The organism is Capnocytophaga felis (genome assembly GCF_009684755.1).
Classification (GTDB): domain Bacteria; phylum Bacteroidota; class Bacteroidia; order Flavobacteriales; family Flavobacteriaceae; genus Capnocytophaga; species Capnocytophaga felis.
In genome coordinates this window covers 1-17,239 of sequence record NZ_BLBC01000009.1, presented here as the reverse complement: position 1 = coordinate 17,239, position 17,239 = coordinate 1, and the positions used below count along the sequence as shown (strand labels likewise).

13 protein-coding genes are annotated in these 17,239 nt (G+C 35.1%); 9 read left to right on the top strand and 4 right to left on the bottom strand.

Going from position 1 to position 17,239, the window contains the following annotated elements:
* Positions 1–72: 72 nt before the first annotated feature.
* Both bamH and GN105_RS07800 read right to left on the bottom strand, forming a co-directional pair.
* The gene (gene bamH / locus GN105_RS07805) at positions 73–1,638 is read right to left on the bottom strand and encodes a BamH family beta-barrel-assembly machinery protein (RefSeq protein WP_155284854.1); all 1,566 of its coding nucleotides are present in this window, start codon (positions 1,636–1,638) and stop codon (positions 73–75) included.
* Between the two features lie 14 nt (positions 1,639–1,652).
* Entirely contained in the window at positions 1,653–2,462 is an 810-nt protein-coding gene (locus GN105_RS07800) for a glycogen/starch synthase (protein WP_155284853.1), read from the bottom strand.
* A gap of 104 nt (positions 2,463–2,566) precedes the next feature.
* Between GN105_RS07800 and panC the strand changes: the two genes are divergently transcribed.
* The 9 genes from panC (at position 2,567) to GN105_RS07755 (ending at position 14,919) form a co-directional block, all read left to right on the top strand.
* Entirely contained in the window at positions 2,567–3,412 is an 846-nt protein-coding gene (panC, locus tag GN105_RS07795; protein WP_155284852.1) for a pantoate--beta-alanine ligase, read from the top strand.
* A gap of 169 nt (positions 3,413–3,581) precedes the next feature.
* Entirely contained in the window at positions 3,582–4,580 is a 999-nt protein-coding gene (gene pdhA / locus GN105_RS07790; protein ID WP_155284851.1) for a pyruvate dehydrogenase (acetyl-transferring) E1 component subunit alpha, read from the top strand.
* A gap of 6 nt (positions 4,581–4,586) precedes the next feature.
* The gene (locus tag GN105_RS07785) at positions 4,587–6,179 is read left to right on the top strand and encodes a pyruvate dehydrogenase complex dihydrolipoamide acetyltransferase (protein ID WP_155284850.1); all 1,593 of its coding nucleotides are present in this window, start codon (positions 4,587–4,589) and stop codon (positions 6,177–6,179) included.
* Between the two features lie 141 nt (positions 6,180–6,320).
* A complete protein-coding gene (locus tag GN105_RS07780; RefSeq protein ID WP_155284849.1) occupies positions 6,321–7,007 on the top strand; it encodes a transporter in 687 nt (228 codons plus the stop codon).
* Between the two features lie 66 nt (positions 7,008–7,073).
* Complete coding sequence (locus GN105_RS07775) at positions 7,074–8,867, top strand: AMP-dependent synthetase/ligase (RefSeq protein ID WP_155284848.1); 1,794 nt, start codon at positions 7,074–7,076, stop codon at positions 8,865–8,867.
* Between the two features lie 54 nt (positions 8,868–8,921).
* Positions 8,922–9,602, top strand: a complete 681-nt coding sequence (locus GN105_RS07770) for a DNA alkylation repair protein (protein ID WP_227977350.1) — start codon at positions 8,922–8,924, stop codon at positions 9,600–9,602.
* 105 nt (positions 9,603–9,707) lie between these two features.
* On the top strand, positions 9,708–11,486 hold the full coding sequence (locus GN105_RS07765; protein WP_155284846.1) for an acyl-CoA dehydrogenase FadE: 1,779 nt from the start codon (positions 9,708–9,710) through the stop codon (positions 11,484–11,486).
* A 218-nt stretch (positions 11,487–11,704) separates the two neighbouring features.
* Positions 11,705–14,215, top strand: a complete 2,511-nt coding sequence (gene topA / locus GN105_RS07760; protein ID WP_155284845.1) for a type I DNA topoisomerase — start codon at positions 11,705–11,707, stop codon at positions 14,213–14,215.
* Positions 14,216–14,298: 83 nt separating this feature from the next.
* The gene (locus tag GN105_RS07755) at positions 14,299–14,919 is read left to right on the top strand and encodes a hypothetical protein (RefSeq protein WP_155284844.1); all 621 of its coding nucleotides are present in this window, start codon (positions 14,299–14,301) and stop codon (positions 14,917–14,919) included.
* Between the two features lie 13 nt (positions 14,920–14,932).
* Here the strand turns inward: GN105_RS07755 and GN105_RS07750 are convergent, their stop codons facing one another.
* Both GN105_RS07750 and GN105_RS07745 read right to left on the bottom strand, forming a co-directional pair.
* On the bottom strand, positions 14,933–15,634 hold the full coding sequence (locus tag GN105_RS07750; RefSeq protein ID WP_155284843.1) for a class I SAM-dependent methyltransferase: 702 nt from the start codon (positions 15,632–15,634) through the stop codon (positions 14,933–14,935).
* A gap of 554 nt (positions 15,635–16,188) precedes the next feature.
* Positions 16,189–17,184, bottom strand: coding sequence for a TlpA disulfide reductase family protein (locus GN105_RS07745; protein ID WP_155284842.1), 996 nt, complete (start codon positions 17,182–17,184; stop codon positions 16,189–16,191).
* Between the last annotated feature and the right edge of the window lie 55 nt (positions 17,185–17,239).

The following is a 17,239-nucleotide window of genomic DNA, read 5'->3' as shown; positions in this document are numbered from 1 at the left end:
GAGGTTTGAAATTTAAAATTCTGTTTACAAAATCTCAAACTTCAAACCTCAAATTCAAATTTCTAAAATAAATTATTTCAATTTAGTATAGTTTATTTTTAGCTGTAATCGTTTATCCTTATCAATATTTGGACTGTTTCCGTAAATAACTGTACTCAAGGGAGTTGAGAGTGAATTCATAGGGATGAATTTCTTTTCGTTTGATGAGTTCAGATATTTTGCAGACGAATTATTTTTAACATTTGAAGCAATCGCAACGCCCAAAGGAACATTTTCAGCATTGTTTTTTACAACATTTAAAATATGGTTAGTAATGCGAAGCTGATAATAAACCCCTTTACCATCCTTCTTTTGTAGTTTTCCTAAATGAACTATTTGAGCATTATCAGGTAAAGGAGAACTTGTTGTCGGGTCGTGCATATAATCAACCAAAACAGCTCCTGTTTTCGCATTATAAATGAAGATTCGTTCCGGTTCTTTACTATAGCCAACTGACTGATCTACATATAGAAATAAACTTGCATCTGTAATCAGAACATCTTTTTTACGAATTTCTGCCAGTTGGGCATCTGTAAATAATTTAAACTCAGCTGTTCGTCCTTGTGAACCACTCAAAAATATTCGTGATACATCATTCGGATTTGAATCTGCATTGATATTTTCTTCTGAATTATTTAAAAGATTCACCGTAATTCCGTTCAGATTCATTTCATAACGGCTTGTGATTTTTTTATCTTTTTCGGAAGATGACTTGTAAGTGTAAACCAATTCTATCTTTGCTTTTGCTATATTTAAAAGCATCATTAAATCAGCTGAAAGATTATCGGCTGAAATCGCAATGCCTCTAAAATAACTTTTGAAAACATTCTGGTTGGCAAGTTCATCGCTTCCTTCTTTGTCTATTATTTTTTGTTGAAAGAAATCTGTTTTTAGGGCAATTCGTATTCCCGGTGCTAAAATTTCTTCATTGTTAGTAGCATCTTTATCATTAGTTGAGCCATCTAATTTGTTTCTCGTAATAGGTTTTCCACTGATGGTATAACTTTTATTTTCTTTTATTAAAGAAGTCCCTAAGTGATTATTAACATTCAAGTCCGAAAAATAAACTTGGTTATTCAAATTTTCGTCAATATCTCTTAAAAAGTAGTTTAGTTCTTTTACATCCATTTGAAAAGAAGCTTTTGAATCTCCGTAAATAGAGTCCAATACGTACTCGGCATCTTTGATATATGAAGTTTTATCTGAAAAGCTATTAGGATTAAAAAATGGAATGTACAAGTAGGCTTCAGTAACGGTTTCTTCTTCCTGTTGTTTATTTGTAACTTCAGTAAGTTGTGAATTAGCTCCGAAAGTAGGATTCTCTGAAGGTAAAATTACCTGAGCAATGATGCTTGCTTTTTTTGTTCCGAAAGGTTCTTGTGTGTAGCTTCCTAAAAGATAACCTCCTAATCTGCTAGCCTGAACAGCCTTTTCTTTTACATTATTTACAGAAACAGCAGCTGTGTAAACACCTGTATCGTAGTTTGGATTTCCTAATAAATCACTTTCTATTTCCTTAAATGAATCATCAGAACAAGCACAGAAAATCGTTGATAATCCTGCAATTGCTAATGTTTTAAAACATATTGTTTTATTCATATTTTATTTTCGTCTTATTTTTTTAAAATTTGCAAATAAAAATCTTTGTAAGATTCTTGAAAAGTTTCTTGGTCGGTATTGTAAAGTATTGGTTTTTTTAATCCTTTGAGGAAAGAACTGAAATCTTCAGACATTTCATCGCCCACAATAATTACTCCATCAGAATTTTTCGCAGCCACTTTCATTAAGTTGAAATAATTAGGCTCTTTCAAGGCATCTGAAGCTCTTGAACTGATACCGTCAAAGCTTACTTTATTAACTAAGGTGGCATCCAAATTACCATCAAAATCTTTATTAAACACAGAGGTAATAATTTTACTTTCGTGGAAAATGGGTTCATCTTTGTAATAAGTTCTTAAATACAAAGGCAATAAGGAAGCTAACCAACCGTGAATGTGAATAATATCAGGTAGCCAATTTAGTTTTTTAACCGTTTCTACTACACCTTTTGCGAAAAAAATACAACGTTCGTCATTATCAGAGAATAATTCCCCATTTTCGTCCGAAAAAGTGGCTTTCCTTTTGAAATATTCATCATTATCAATAAAATAAACTTGAATACGTTCTTTTGGTATGGAGGCAACCTTGATAATCAGAGGCACATCAATATCATTGATAACAATGTTCATCCCTGAGAGCCGAATTACTTCGTGAAGTTGGTGCCTTCTCTCATTGATATTTCCGAAGCGAGGCATAAAAATTCGTATCTGCCCACCATTGCTATTAACCATCCTTGGAGCTTCAAAAGACATTTTTGATATCTCATTTTCAGGGGAATAAGGCATTACTTCAGAAGATACAAAAAGCACTTTCTTATCTTTCATAAAGAGTAAATAGTTTTTTGTTAGCTTTGAAAGCTACAAAAGTACAAAAAAATATGCAGAAATCCATAAAAAATATATAAGTTTGCACGATAATTATTTAAAAGATGAAAATTTATACGCAGCAAAATGAGCTAAAAAACACAATTTCAACATATAAAAAAGCAGGTAAAAGTATTGGTTTTGTTCCTACAATGGGAGCATTACACGAAGGACATTTATCTCTGATTTCCAAATCTTTATCGGAGAATGATGTAACTGTGATGAGCATTTTTGTAAACCCAACACAATTTAACAATGCAGAGGATTTGAAGAAATATCCACGAACGCTTGAAGCAGATGTTGAGAAAATAAAAAAAATTAGTGAAAAAGTAATTGTTTACGCTCCTAATACGGAAGATATTTACGGCGAAAATGTAGTTTCTGAAAAATTTAATTTTGAAGGACTTGATAAGGTGATGGAAGGTGAATTTCGTCCGGGGCATTTTGATGGAGTGGGTACGGTTGTGAAGAAACTTTTTGAAATTGTAACTCCTGATAAAGCTTATTTTGGAGAAAAAGATTATCAGCAACTACTCATTATCAATAAGATGGTTACTCAAACACAGTTGCCCGTTCAGGTAATTGGTTGTCCGATTATTCGAGATGAAAAAGGTTTAGCCTTAAGTTCTAGAAATCAAAGGCTTAGTAAAGAAAAACAAACTGAAGCTGCTTACATCTATCAAGTGTTGCAAGAGGTTAAAAATCAGTTTAATACAAAAAATCCTACTGAAATTGGAAATTGGGTTAAAAAGCAATTTGAAACTAAGGAAGGTTTTGAATTAGAGTATTTTATAATAGCTGAAGCGGATACATTAATTGAAATTACAAAAAAAGAATCGGGCAAAAAATATAGGGCATTCATAGTTGTGTACGTAGATGGAGTTCGTTTGATAGATAATTTGGAAATTTAAACAAAGAGTCAAACAAGCTAAAAAAATATTTTTTTGTTATTTTATTTTGAAAAAAAGCAGATTTTTTGCACCTTTGCAAATATTTCTGATAATTCAATAGTTTTTTATGTAAATATTTGAATATTAAATATTTAAAAATAGATTATATCATACTAAAATATAAAGGCAAATGAAAAAAATTGATAAAGATGTGTACCTGAAGTGGTATGAGGATATGCTTTTTTGGAGAAAGTTTGAAGATAAACTTGCAGCAGTTTATATTCAACAAAAAGTGAGAGGATTTCTGCATTTGTACAATGGTCAGGAAGCCATCGTTGCAGGTTGTATGCACGCCATTGATCCTAAAAAAGATAAGATGATTACCTCTTACCGTAATCACGTTCACCCAATTGCTTTAGGTGTTGATCCTAAAAGAGTTATGGCTGAGTTATACGGAAAAGCTACGGGGACTTCACAAGGGTTGGGAGGGTCAATGCACATCTTCTCAAAAGAACATAATTTTTACGGCGGACACGGTATCGTTGGAGGGCAAATCCCGTTAGGAGCCGGTTTGGCTTTCGCTGATAAGTACTTTGACAGAAAGGCAGTTACATTAACTTTTATGGGAGATGGTGCTGTTCGTCAAGGGGCTTTCCACGAAACGCTCAACTTGGCAATGCTTTGGAAATTACCTGTGGTATTTATTATTGAAAATAACCATTATGCAATGGGAACTTCAGTGGAAAGAACTGCAAATCACGTAGATATCTGGAAACTTGGTTTAGGATACGAAATGCCTTGCGGACCTGTTGACGGAATGAATCCTGTAAAAGTTGCCGAAGCAGTTTATGAAGCAGCCGAAAGAGCAAGACGCGGTGATGGACCTACACTTTTGGACATCAGAACGTATCGTTATCGTGGGCACTCAATGTCTGACGCTCAGCACTATCGTACTAAAGAAGAAGTAGAAGAATACAAGAAAATTGACCCAATTACGCAGGTTCTTGACGTAATTAAGGCTAAGAAATACGCTACTGAAGCTGAAATTGAGGCTATTGACCAGCGAGTTAAAAAACTTGTTGCTGAGTGCGAAAAGTTTGCAGAGGAGTCTCCATTCCCAGCCAAAAACGTAATGTACGATACTGTTTACGAACAAGAAAATTATCCTTTTTTATCTCATAAATTATAATAAAAAATGGCAGAAATAATCAATATGCCACGATTGAGCGACACAATGGAAGAAGGAGTTGTTGCAAAGTGGCTAAAAAAAGTAGGTGATAAAGTAAGTGAAGGTGATATTTTAGCAGAAATCGAAACCGATAAAGCTACAATGGAATTTGAATCATTCTATTCAGGAACATTGTTGTATATCGGGCTTCAGGAAGGGGAAACAGCTCCTGTAGATTCTCTTTTGGCAATCGTTGGAAAAGAAGGAGAAGATATTTCAGCATTGATAAACGGAGGTTCCACTCCTCAGCCTGCCTCACAACCTGAGGAAACACCAAAAACTGAAACGCCTGCAGCAGAAGTAAGTATTCCATCAGGAGTAGAAGTGGTAACTATGCCACGTTTGAGCGATACAATGACTGAAGGAACAGTGGCTACTTGGCTGAAAAAAGTAGGTGATAAAGTAAGTGAAGGAGATATCTTGGCAGAGATTGAAACTGACAAAGCAACAATGGAGTTTGAGTCATTCTACTCAGGTACATTATTATATATAGGTATCAAAGAAGGTGAGTCGGCAGCAGTAGATTCTCTTTTGGCTATTGTAGGTCCTGCTGGAACTGATGTGAGTGCTATTGTTGCTTCCGGAGGAAAAGTTTCTGCTCCCGCACCTAAATCAGAAGAAAAACCAGAAGAGAAAAAAGCAGAAGTTTCCACTCCTGTATCTGCTTCTAATACAGTTAATAACGAACGTATTTTTGCTTCTCCGTTAGCCAAAAAAATCGCACAAGAAAAAGGTATTAATCTTGCACAAGTAAAAGGTTCTGGTGAAAACGGACGTATTACTAAAAAAGATGTGGAAGGATTTACGCCATCTGCGGTAACGCCATCAGTACAAAGTAGTACTTCTGCATCGGTGGATATGTTCGTTCCTGTAGGACAAGAAGCTGTGGAGGAAGTGAAAAATTCACAAATGCGTAAAACGATTGCCAAACGCCTTTCAGAATCGAAATTTACAGCTCCGCACTATTATTTGACCATTGAAATTGATATGGAGAATGCAATGGCTTCACGCGTGCAAATCAACAACATACCTGATACAAAAGTGTCTTTCAATGATATGGTTGTGAAAGCGTGTGCGATGGCACTTAAAAAACATCCACAAGTAAATACTTCTTGGAAAGGTGATGTTACGGTTTATAACAAACACGTACATATTGGTGTTGCAGTTGCTGTGGAAGATGGATTGGTAGTGCCAGTACTTAAGTTTGCTGACCAATTGAGTTTGACACAAATTGGCGGACAAGTAAAAGATTTAGCTGGAAAAGCAAGAAATAAGAAATTGACTCCGGCAGAAATGGAAGGAAGTACATTCACAGTTTCTAACTTAGGAATGTTTGGTATTGAATCATTTACGTCAATTATCAATCAACCTAATTCAGCCATTTTGTCAGTGGGTGCTATTGTAGAGAAACCTGTTGTTAAGGACGGACAAATTGTGGTAGGACATACAATGAAAGTTACTTTGGCGTGTGACCATCGTACAGTTGATGGAGCTACGGGAGCTCAGTTCCTGCAAACGCTTAAAACATACATTGAAAATCCTGTAACAATGTTAGCATAGAAATTTTAAAAGATTATTATAATTATTGAAAAATGCAAGTCTAAGAATTTAGATTTGCATTTTTTATTTGCTGATTATTAGGAAAAATGAATAAAAAAACATTCTTTTGCATAAGTTTTGGTGATAAATTAAATTCAAATTATGCAAAAAATATACTTATTATTTCTATTATTACTGACATCAACATTGTATTCTCAGCAAATTGACAATATAAACACAGATCGTCCAGACCAAAGTGAAGGGGTTTATACTCTCCCGAAAAATAAATTTCAGTTGGAAGATGGATTTACCTTTTCCAATGAAAATATTTCTAATAATTTGATGTTGCGTTATGGAATTTTCAACGGAACGGAAGTTCGATTGTCTTCTGATTTCGAGAAAAGTAAATCGGAAAATATTGAGGCAGATAATTTGGTTTTGAGTTTTAAACAACGTATTTTGGAGGAGAAGGATTATCTTCCTGCAATTACTTTGGTGGGCTATTTAACTTATAAAAATCCCATAAAAGGATGGCAAACAGATGTTTATTTGGCTTTTGAAAATAATATTTCCGATGAGTTTGTTCTTTGTTACAATGTAGGAACATCAAATTTTTTCAGAGAATTGAACGTTACAACTCAATTTGGATATTCGATTACAAAAGATGTGTACACTTTTTTAGAGTATTTTGCCATTTTTGGAAATCAACTTCCGTTGCATAATTTTGATACTGGTTTATTATATAGTATAACTTCTGATTTTCAGGTCGATATGGCTTTTGGTCGTTCTATTTTCAATGAAAATTCAAACTGGTTTGTAAGTATAGGGTTTGCATATCGATTTTTTTAATGCAAGCTATTCGTCATACGTAATTATTTTTTTCTTATCTTTGCTCCCTCAAATAGATTATTTGTAATGAACTTATTATCATATCATTATACTTCTGTTTTTCACAAAAACGTGGAAAAATTCGGGCATAAAAAAGCTTTGATGAGCAAAGTTGGGCAAAATTGGGAAGGAATCACTTGGAATGAGTTAGGTAAGGTTGCCGATTTGCTCTCAAAGTCATTATTGCATTTTGGCGTTCAAGCTCAGGAAACTATTGGGATTTTTTCTCAAAATATGCCTCAGTGGACGATTACGGATTTTGGTAGTTTGCAAGTTAGAGCGATACCTGTTCCTATTTATGCTACAAATACTTCAGAACAAGCTCTTTACGTGTTGAATCACGCAGAAGTAAAAATATTATTTGTAGGTGATACTGAGCAATATGAAAAAGCCTTACAGATAGCTGATAAATGTCCTTCTTTACAGAAGATAGTTGTGTTTAAGGAAGATGTTGAACTCAAAGAAGACAAATATTCAATTCGATGGGACGATTTTTTGGAGTTCGGAAAAACAGATATTTACAATGAAGAACTTCAGAAAAGAATTGAAGAAAAGAGATTAGATGACTTATTTACAATAATATACACTTCAGGCACCACAGGTGAGCCTAAGGGAGTAATGTTGGATTACGAGAATTTGGCTTATCAATTAATTGGACACGATATAAGACTTGAAATATCAGACAAGGATGAATCGCTGGCATTTTTGCCTTTGTCGCACGTTTTTGAAAGAGCCTGGACGTATTACTCATTGTATAAAGGTGCAACGGTTTATTATTTGGAAAATCCGAATAATATCAAAGGTGCATTGGAGGAAGTAAAACCAACTGTAATGTGTGCTGTTCCAAGGTTTTACGAAAAAATATTTGCAACAGTTCACGACCGAGTAGATAGCTCTTCTTTTGTGAAGAAAATGATATTTGCCTTTGCTGTAAGAACTGGAAGAAAAATCCTGAAAGTCAATCAAGAAGGTAAGAAAGTTTCGTGGTGGTTGAAAAAAGCACACAATATATCCGATAAGTTAGTATATTCAAAATTAAAACAATCATTGGGTGGACGTATTCGTTTTATGCCTTGTGGCGGAGCGAATTTAGAGCCAAGCATCGGGCGTTTTTTCCATTCGATAGGAGTGAATGTAAAATTAGGGTATGGAATGACTGAAACTCTTGCCACAGTATCTTGCTGGGATAACGTAGATTTTGAAATTCAGTCAGTTGGTTCAATAATGCCAAATGCAGAAGTTAAAATTGGTGCAGATAACGAGATTTTAGTTAAAGGAGGGATGGTAATGAAAGGATATTACAAAAATCCTGAAGAAACTAAAAAAGTATTCACAGAAGATGGCTTTTTGAAAACGGGTGATGCAGGGAATTTGGACTCACAAAATAACATATATATCACCGACAGAATCAAGGAGTTAATGAAAACTTCTAACGGAAAATATATCGCTCCGCAACACATCGAAGGAAAGGTAGGAAAATACAATCTGATAAATCAAATTGCAGTAATTGCAGATGGCAAAAAATTTGTTTCTGCTTTGATTGTACCTAATTTTGAGATGCTTACGCAGGCTCTTCAGGAGTTGAACATTAAGTGCAAATCAACAACAGAACTTTTGAAAAACAGCCAAGTAATCGATTACATTACAAAGCAATTACAGAAATTTCAAAACGATTTACCTGATTATGAGAAAATTAAAAAATTCACGTTGCTTCCCGATGCCTTTTCAATTGAAAGGAACGAAATCACGCCTACGCTAAAACTCAAACGTAAAGTGATTTACGCAAATTACAGTAAAGAAATCGAAGCAATGTACAAGTAAAAAATAAGGACGGAATTAATTCTGTCCTTTTTCTTTTTTATTGATATGGAAACAATTGAAAAACAAATCAGAAAAAAGCTATTCACGCTGAAAGATGAGGATTATAAAAAATTCACTTCTAAATTAATTCCTACAATTTCGCCAGATAAAATTATTGGAATTAGAATTCCGGCATTGAGAAAGTTTGCTAAAGATTTTTCTAAACAGAACGACAGCTTTTTGTATCTCAATTTACCTTCTCATTTTTATTTTGAAGAAAACAATCTACACGCTTTTCTTATAGAAAATCTGAGAGATTACAACCTTGCGATGGAATATACCGAGAAATTTCTTCCAAATATAGATAATTGGGCTACTTGTGACACATTTTCTCCGAAAATTTTCAAGAAATATCCACATCAAGTGTATGAAAAAATAAAAGAATGGCTGAAAAGTAATGAAGTTTATACGATTAGGTATGCAATCGGACTCCTTTTGTCCAATTTTCTTGATGAAAATTTTAAAAAAGAAATGCTTCGTTTGGTTGCAGATGTAAAAAGTGATGAATATTACGTGAATATGATGATAGCTTGGTATTTTGCTACGGCTATGGCAAAACAACCTGAAACAACACTTTTTATCATTGAGGAAAAATCGTTGAGCAAATTTGTACAAAACAAAGCTATTCAAAAAGCTAAAGAAAGTCGCAGAATAAGCGATGAAGTAAAAAAATACTTAGAAACGCTAAAAATCTGATTTGATATGTTAGCTGAATTGTAAAAAAACAGATGAAAAATTCCGATTTTCATATTTTATTATTATATTTGTGGCAATAGAGTCTAATTTTTAACTTAAAAATATATGGAAACAACTAGAGGAGGAGAGTTCTTAGTAAAAGAAACCCTATGTGAAAACATTTTTACTCCCGAAGATTTTTCAGAAGAACAAATCTTGATGAGAGATACAGTTAAAGAATTCATAGATAAAGAAATTTATCCGAATAAGCCTCGTTTTGAGCAGAAGGATTATGGTTATACCATAGAAATGATGCAGAAAATTGGCGAGATGGGTTTGTTAGGAATGGCTGTGCCTGAGGAATATGGCGGACTCGGTATGGGATTTGTTACCTCATCAATAGTTTGTGATTACATTTCGGGAGCGACAGGTTCATTTGCGACAGCTTTTGGGGCTCATACGGGTATCGGAACAATGCCGATTCTTCTTTACGGAACGGAACAGCAGAAGCAAAAATATCTTCCGAAATTGGCAACAGGTAAAGCCTTTGGGGCTTACTGCTTGACGGAGCCTGAAGCCGGTTCTGATGCTAATGCAGGGAAAACAAAAGCAGAGCTTTCTCCCGACGGAAAATATTATGTTCTCAATGGTCAAAAAATGTGGATTTCAAATGCCGGATTTGCTACAATATTTACAGTATTTGCACGTATAAATGACGATAAAAATATAACAGCATTTGTTGTAGAATATGACCCGTCCAACCCCAATGGAATAACTTTAGGAGAGGAAGAACATAAGTTAGGAATACACGCTTCATCTACCCGACAGATATTTTTTAATAACACGAAAGTACCGATTGAAAATATGCTTTCGGAGAGAAATAACGGATTCAAAATAGCATTGAATGTGTTAAATATCGGACGTGTGAAATTGTCTGTTGCTACTTTAGATGCTCAACGTCGCATACTTGAAAATTCATTAAATTACGCTAAAGAACGCATTCAGTTTGGAACAAAAATTATTGAATTTGGTGCCATTAAAGGGAAAATTGCAGAAATGGCAACCAATCTGTATGCGGGAGAGGCGGCTGTGTACAGAACTCTGAAAGAGATTGAAAACAGAATAGAAATCCGAAAATCACAAGGCAATCCTGAAAATGAAGCCGAACTTAAAAGTATTGAAGAATACGCCATTGAATGTTCCATTCTGAAAGTAATGCTTTCAGAATATGTTCAACAAAGTAGCGATGAGGGAATTCAAATTTTTGGAGGAATGGGATATTCTGCTGATTTGCCTATGGAAAGTGCTTGGCGAGATGCTCGTATTACACGTATTTATGAAGGAACAAACGAAATTAATCGAATGCTTTCAGTGGGAATGCTTATCAAAAAAGCAATGAAAGGACACGTGGATTTGCTCACTCCTGCAATGGCAGTTAAAGATGAGTTGATGGGAATTCCTTCCTTTGAAATTCCTGATTTTTCGGAAGTAATGTCAGAAGAAAAAGAATTAATTTCTCGTTTGAAAAAAGTTTTTCTGATGGTTTCAGGATTTGCCATTCAAAAGTACGGAACCGATTTGGAAAAACACCAACTGCTATTAATGGCAGCTTCTGATATTATGATGGAAATCTATATATCTGAATCGGCAATATTGCGAACAGAGAAAAACGTGAAGCGATTTGGTAAAGAAAATCAGAAGGTACAAATAGCGATGACCAAGCTTCGTTTATATCAATCCGTTGAAAAAATAATTACCCGAGCTAAGGATGGCATAATTTCTTTCAGCGATGGCGATGAACAAAGAATGTTACTGATGGGTTTGAAACGATTTACGAAATATCATAATTATCCGAAAGTCATCGATTTAAAAGAGTTTATTGCGGAAGAAATTAGCAAAAAATAAAAAATTGTTCTTGAAACATTGATGTTGAAAACTCTATTGAAGCTTATTTTTACGAGGCTTTGGTAGAGTTTTTCTTTTTGTTTTTTTAAAAAGACTTCTTCTTTTTTGATGATTATTGTGTTTTTATGACTTCTTTGAGCCAAAATTCTGATTTTAAGAATAATTTAATTTTCAAATATCAATTAAATTACTATTTTTGCCGACCAAAAGTTAGTAATATGGCTAAAAACGTAGTAATTGTAGAGTCGCCTGCGAAGGCAAAAACCATTGAAAAATTTTTAGGGAAAGATTTTAAAGTAGTATCAAGCTACGGGCATATCGTTGATTTACCTTCCAAAGAATTGGGTGTAGATATTGAAAATGATTTCAAGCCTAAGTATTTGGTGTCCAGTGATAAAAAAGCAGTTGTTAAAGAGCTGAAAACACTTACTCAAAAAGCCGAAACGGTTTGGTTAGCAAGTGATGAGGACCGCGAGGGAGAGGCTATTTCTTGGCACCTGTCCGAGACTTTAAAATTAAAACCTGAAAATACAAAACGGATTGTTTTTAACTCTATTACAAAATCTGCGATTGAAAAAGCCATTCAAAATCCGAGAGGAATTGATTACAATTTGGTAAATGCACAACAAGCACGCCGTGTGTTGGATAGGCTTGTGGGATATGAACTTTCACCGGTGCTTTGGAAAAAAGTTAAAAGCGGGCTTTCGGCAGGAAGAGTTCAATCGGTTTCTGTAAGGCTAATTGTTGAACGAGAACGCGAAATTCAAGATTTTAAAACTAATTTCTCCTACAAAATAACGGCAGAATTTGCTAATCCTGAAGGAAAAACATTTAAAGCAACCCTTCCGAAATCATTTGATACATTGGAAGAAGCCAAACAATTCTTGGAAAAAAATGTAGGAGCAAATTTCAAGATAGCTTCTTTGGAAACTAAACCTGCGAAGAAGTCGCCTGCACCTCCTTTTACCACTTCAACGTTGCAACAAGAGGCTTCTCGAAAACTCTACTTCTCGGTAAGTAAAACAATGATGATTGCACAGCGTTTGTACGAGTCAGGTTTTATAACATATATGCGTACCGACAGCACCAACCTTTCACAAGAGGCGATAAATACTGCAAAAAATGCCATCGTTAACATATACGGAAATCAATACAGTCAGGTTCGCAATTTTGCCACAAAAACTAAAGGAGCTCAGGAAGCACACGAAGCTATTCGTCCTACAGATATGATGCGTGCTACCATTTCCGGAGAAAGTGACCAAGTTCGTTTGTATGAGCTTATTTGGAAACGCACGATTGCCTCACAAATGGCTGACGCTCAGTTGGAACGAACTAACGTTAAAATTCAAGCTGATAAACATAATGAGCTTTTTACAGCCAGCGGAGAAATGATTCGCTTTGACGGATTTTTAAAAGTATATCTCGAAGGAAGTGACGATGAAGAGGAAGAACAAGAAGGAATGTTACCAACTCTGAAAAAGGGAGAATCTGTTAGCAATAACAACATTATTGCCACACAGAGGTTTACGCGTCCGCCGGCTCGCTACACTGAGGCTTCTTTAGTGAAGAAGTTGGAAGAATTAGGCATCGGGCGACCTTCAACGTATGCACCCACAATTTCAACAATCCAAAACAGAGGTTATGTAGAGCGTAGCTCATTTGAGGGAGAGGAACGAAAATACGGGCAACTCATACTTTCAGGAGAAACCATCAAACAAAAAACGCTTACGGAAAGAGTGGGGGCGGACAAAGGCAAATTAATCCCTACCGACATCGGAATTGTTGTAAATGATTTCTTGGTAGCTAATTTTGAGAGTATTATGGACTATAACTTTACTGCCAAAGTAGAGGGAAGTTTCGATAACATTGCAGAAGGCACCGAAAATTGGACAGAGATGTTACAACATTTCTATACTCATTTTCATCCTGTTGTGGAGAATGTAGAAAAAAATGCAGGAAGGGAAACAGGTGAGCGTGTGTTGGGAATCGACCCGAAATCAGGACGACCACTCAGCGTTCGCTTAGGACGCTTCGGAGCAATGGCTCAAATAGGAACAAATGAAGATGATGAAAAGCCACTCTTCGCAAGCCTTCACTCGGGAATGTCTATCGAAACGATTACTTTCGAGGAAGCTCTGAAACTCTTTGAACTCCCCAGAAAACTCGGTATCGTTGACGGAAAAGAGGTTGATGTAAATGTAGGAAGGTTCGGACCGTATGTGCGTTACGGAGATACTTTTATTTCTTTGGAAAAAGGAGAAGATGTCTTCAGCGTAACTATCGAACGAGCCAAAGAACTTATTTCACAAAAGAAAAAAGCCGATGCTCCTATCGCATTTTATCAGGATATGGAAGTTACCAAAGGAACGGGCAGATTCGGACCCTTTATAAAATGGAATAACATTTTCATCAACGTAAACAAAAAATATGACTTCGATAACCTTTCGCAACAAGATGTAGAAGAACTCATCGAGAATAAATTGCAAAAAGAATCGGAGAAAGTAGTAAAAGAATGGGAAGATGGCACCATCCGATTGGAAAAAGCACGTTGGGGACGCTATAATTTAATAAAAGGCAAAACCAAAATAGAATTGCCAAAGGAAACCGACGTTGAGGCATTCACTTTAGAACAAGCTACGGCCTTGATTGCCGAAAAAACTCCGAAAACAAAAACGGCTTCAAAAGGAACAAAAACCAAAAAGACAGCCACAAAAACAAAGAAAAAATAACAATTTTAAAACTTTGACAGGAATTAATTTTGTCAAAGTTTTTTTTATAAAATTACTTTAATAACTTTATCCTGACAAAAAATATGGAAAAGAAAGACGAAATTACATACACGGAGGCATTTTTTAGAAAAAACAGACATATAAAATGCCGTTTGATAGCGAAACTTACTCATTTCTGTTACCTTAACATTTGGAGAGACTTGGAGTATGAATTTCTTAACCTGAATTTTTCTTCGTATGAAGAAGCGGAGGAGTACGCCGATGACGTGAGTTTTTTCGTGGGAAAAGAACTTTCCGTCAGTCATATTCTTTCTTCGGCAGATGAAATCTCAAACAGAATTATCGATTACACACAACGGGCTAATGAAATTAAAAAAGAAATAGTCGCAAATTTTGATGTGCCTGAATTTACGGTGGAAGATTTTCACTTTCTGCTAACTTTTGAGCCGAGTTTGTACAGATTTTTACGAGTTTGGGGAATGAACATCGTGCAAATATATGAAGCTGTAGCTCAATACACTTTGGGCAACCTATCCAAACAAGAATGCGAGGATAAAATAAAAGAATTGCGTCAAAATGAGATGCGAGAAATGCCCAAACAATCGTTGAAAAACGCAATCGGATTACTGACGCAATTATTTTGGATGGTTTACGAGAGATACCTCAGGAAAAGAGAAATGGCAAAAGAAATGGACTGGGATTAAAAATAAACCAGCCTCAAAACATTCTTGCCAAGTAGTCGTAATGTTCTCCTTCGGCAACTAATTCGCATTCTAATCCTACCGAGTGTGCAACGTTCTGCAAAGTATTGTAATCCACGTAAAGCCACGCAAAAGGGGCTTCTTTTTCTTTTTTGTACTTAACTAAATAATCAACCTCGCCGTAATAATCAAAATGAAGCGGTACGTCGTACGTTCCATCTTCATTTTCATCGAACATATAAATAATGTCGGACGAATCGGTTAAAATTTGTCCGTTTGGGGCTAACAAACTTTTAATTTTAGTTAAAAAAGTTCCCATTTGCTTTAATCGTCCGCACATTCCCGCTCCATTCATTAGTAGCAAGATGGTATCAAATTTCCCCTCGAAGTCCATAACATTGGCAACCGAGACGTTCTTTAAACCTCTGAGTTTACAAGCCTCGACAGCCTTTGGCGAAATGTCAATGGAATGAACTTCCAAATTTCGTTCGTTTTGCAGATACAATCCGTGGCTACCGGCTCCGCAACCCACTTCCAAAACTTTTCCTCTGGCTAAACGCAATGCTTTCTGCTCTAATTTTGGCATATCTTTGAATGAACGAAATAAATAGGGCAGGGGCAAAATATCTTCTTCCGAAATAGTGGTTTCTGTTTTAATATCCTCAGTGTAATTGCCTTGCTGATAATCTAAGATGGCTTGTCCGAATAAATCTTTCATTTATAAATTATTTTTTAACGACTTTAAAATTAAAACGATGTATTTTAAAAATGTATGATTAGTTTTATATTGAATTTATTTTCAAAAATTTTTTATTTGACAGAATTATGCACGATATAGTTCTGAAAACTTTTTTTGAAGCTGGATTGTTTGTAATCTTGTCTGAAAAACTTTTTTTGAAACTGGATTGTCTGCAATCTTTCCTGAAAAACTTTTTTTGAAGCTGGATTGTTTGTAATCTTATCTGAAAAACTTTTTTTGAAGCTGGATTGTTTGTAATCTTGCCTGAAAAACTTTTTTTGAAGCTGGATTGTTTACAATCTTGTTTAAAAAACTTTTTTTGACGCCGGATTGTTTGCAATCTTGTCTGAAAAACTTTTTTTGATGCCGGATTGTTTGCAATCTTCTTCTAAAAAAGAATTGTGATTATTTATTTTTATTAATATTATGGAATATTTGCAAGAATATATTGAATACTTCCTTATTATTTCTCAAAAAAATGTTTTTAAAGGAATGTCGTACAAATTATTTCTTCAAAAAGAAAGAAAACGGATTTAATTGACCAGCTTTTCGATGTGTTCAATCATTTTTTGACTGTCGATGGTACGTGCAATGATGATTCCGTTTGTATCAATCAAGATGTAGGTAGGCAACCAACGCAATGTATATATTTGGGCTGCATCTGATTTCCAAGCGTTTTCAACAAAACCGTGTTCCCACGAAAGCCCGTCGGCGATGGCTTTTTTCCAGTTGTTTTTGTTGCGGTCGAGCGAGATACTAAGTACTGTAAAGTTTTTTGGCTTGTATGTTTTGTAAATGTCTTTCAATGAAGGAATTTCTTTGAGGCAGTCGGGGCACCAAGTTGCCCAAAAGTCGATGAGTATATTTTTTCCTTTTAAATCGGTTAGTTTAAAAGTTTTTCCGTCCGGATTTTCCATAATAATATCAGGAGCGGGTTGTCCCGGCTGAAGTTTTTCGAGCTTACTGATGGCTTTGTCAAGTTCTTCGATATATGTATTTTTAAACAATTCCGGAGCGATTTGTTTTCTGAGCGAAACGAGTTCGGGATAGTCGTACATATAAGCATTTCTCCCCAGAAAGTAGGCAATCACAGGTGAATTATTGTCTGTTTTGAGAATACTGTCCAAGTTTAAGGCTCTTTTTTCGTTTATGTCGTCGTATGTTTTAAAAAGTTGAGTGTTTTTGCTTCCTTTTATGCTTTCTATTGTCCAATCTTTATTCAAGTGTAGTGTTACGGAGGTGTTTTCCAGAAAGAAATTGGCTCTTTTTCCTTTGTTGTTCAGTCGTAAAGAGTGTAAAAGGGGTTGAGAAGTTTTTCCTTCAAATTTAAAATTTCCATTGTGTATATCAACGGAATCTATGGCTGTGTACTCTCTGTTTTTGAATTCCAACAGATAAACTTTTCCTTTTGTGCCTTTGGGAACGCTTCCTTTAACGGTGTAAGAATGTTCTTTTTTGGTTTTTTGCTCCTGACAAGAGTTTAGCGTAAGTAATAGCCCTAATGCGGATAAAAAATATATTTGTTTCATAAACAATGTTAGAATTTAGTTTCCAAAGGTAAGAATTTTTCTTTTGTTTTTCTTA

Bases quoted from the DNA above. Each gene is read 5' to 3' on its own strand.
- topA (WP_155284845.1), top strand. From the start codon at position 11,705: ATGGCTAAAAACGTAGTAATTGTAGAGTCGCCTGCGAAGGCAAAAACC.
- pdhA (WP_155284851.1), top strand. From the start codon at position 3,582: ATGAAAAAAATTGATAAAGATGTGTACCTGAAGTGGTATGAGGATATG.
- GN105_RS07800 (WP_155284853.1), bottom strand. From the start codon at position 2,462: ATGAAAGATAAGAAAGTGCTTTTTGTATCTTCTGAAGTAATGCCTTAT.
- GN105_RS07780 (WP_155284849.1), top strand. From the start codon at position 6,321: ATGCAAAAAATATACTTATTATTTCTATTATTACTGACATCAACATTG.
- GN105_RS07745 (WP_155284842.1), bottom strand. From the start codon at position 17,184: ATGAAACAAATATATTTTTTATCCGCATTAGGGCTATTACTTACGCTA.
- GN105_RS07775 (WP_155284848.1), top strand. From the start codon at position 7,074: ATGAACTTATTATCATATCATTATACTTCTGTTTTTCACAAAAACGTG.
- panC (WP_155284852.1), top strand. From the start codon at position 2,567: ATGAAAATTTATACGCAGCAAAATGAGCTAAAAAACACAATTTCAACA.
- bamH (WP_155284854.1), bottom strand. From the start codon at position 1,638: ATGAATAAAACAATATGTTTTAAAACATTAGCAATTGCAGGATTATCA.
- GN105_RS07750 (WP_155284843.1), bottom strand. From the start codon at position 15,634: ATGAAAGATTTATTCGGACAAGCCATCTTAGATTATCAGCAAGGCAAT.
- GN105_RS07765 (WP_155284846.1), top strand. From the start codon at position 9,708: ATGGAAACAACTAGAGGAGGAGAGTTCTTAGTAAAAGAAACCCTATGT.
- GN105_RS07755 (WP_155284844.1), top strand. From the start codon at position 14,299: ATGGAAAAGAAAGACGAAATTACATACACGGAGGCATTTTTTAGAAAA.
- GN105_RS07785 (WP_155284850.1), top strand. From the start codon at position 4,587: ATGGCAGAAATAATCAATATGCCACGATTGAGCGACACAATGGAAGAA.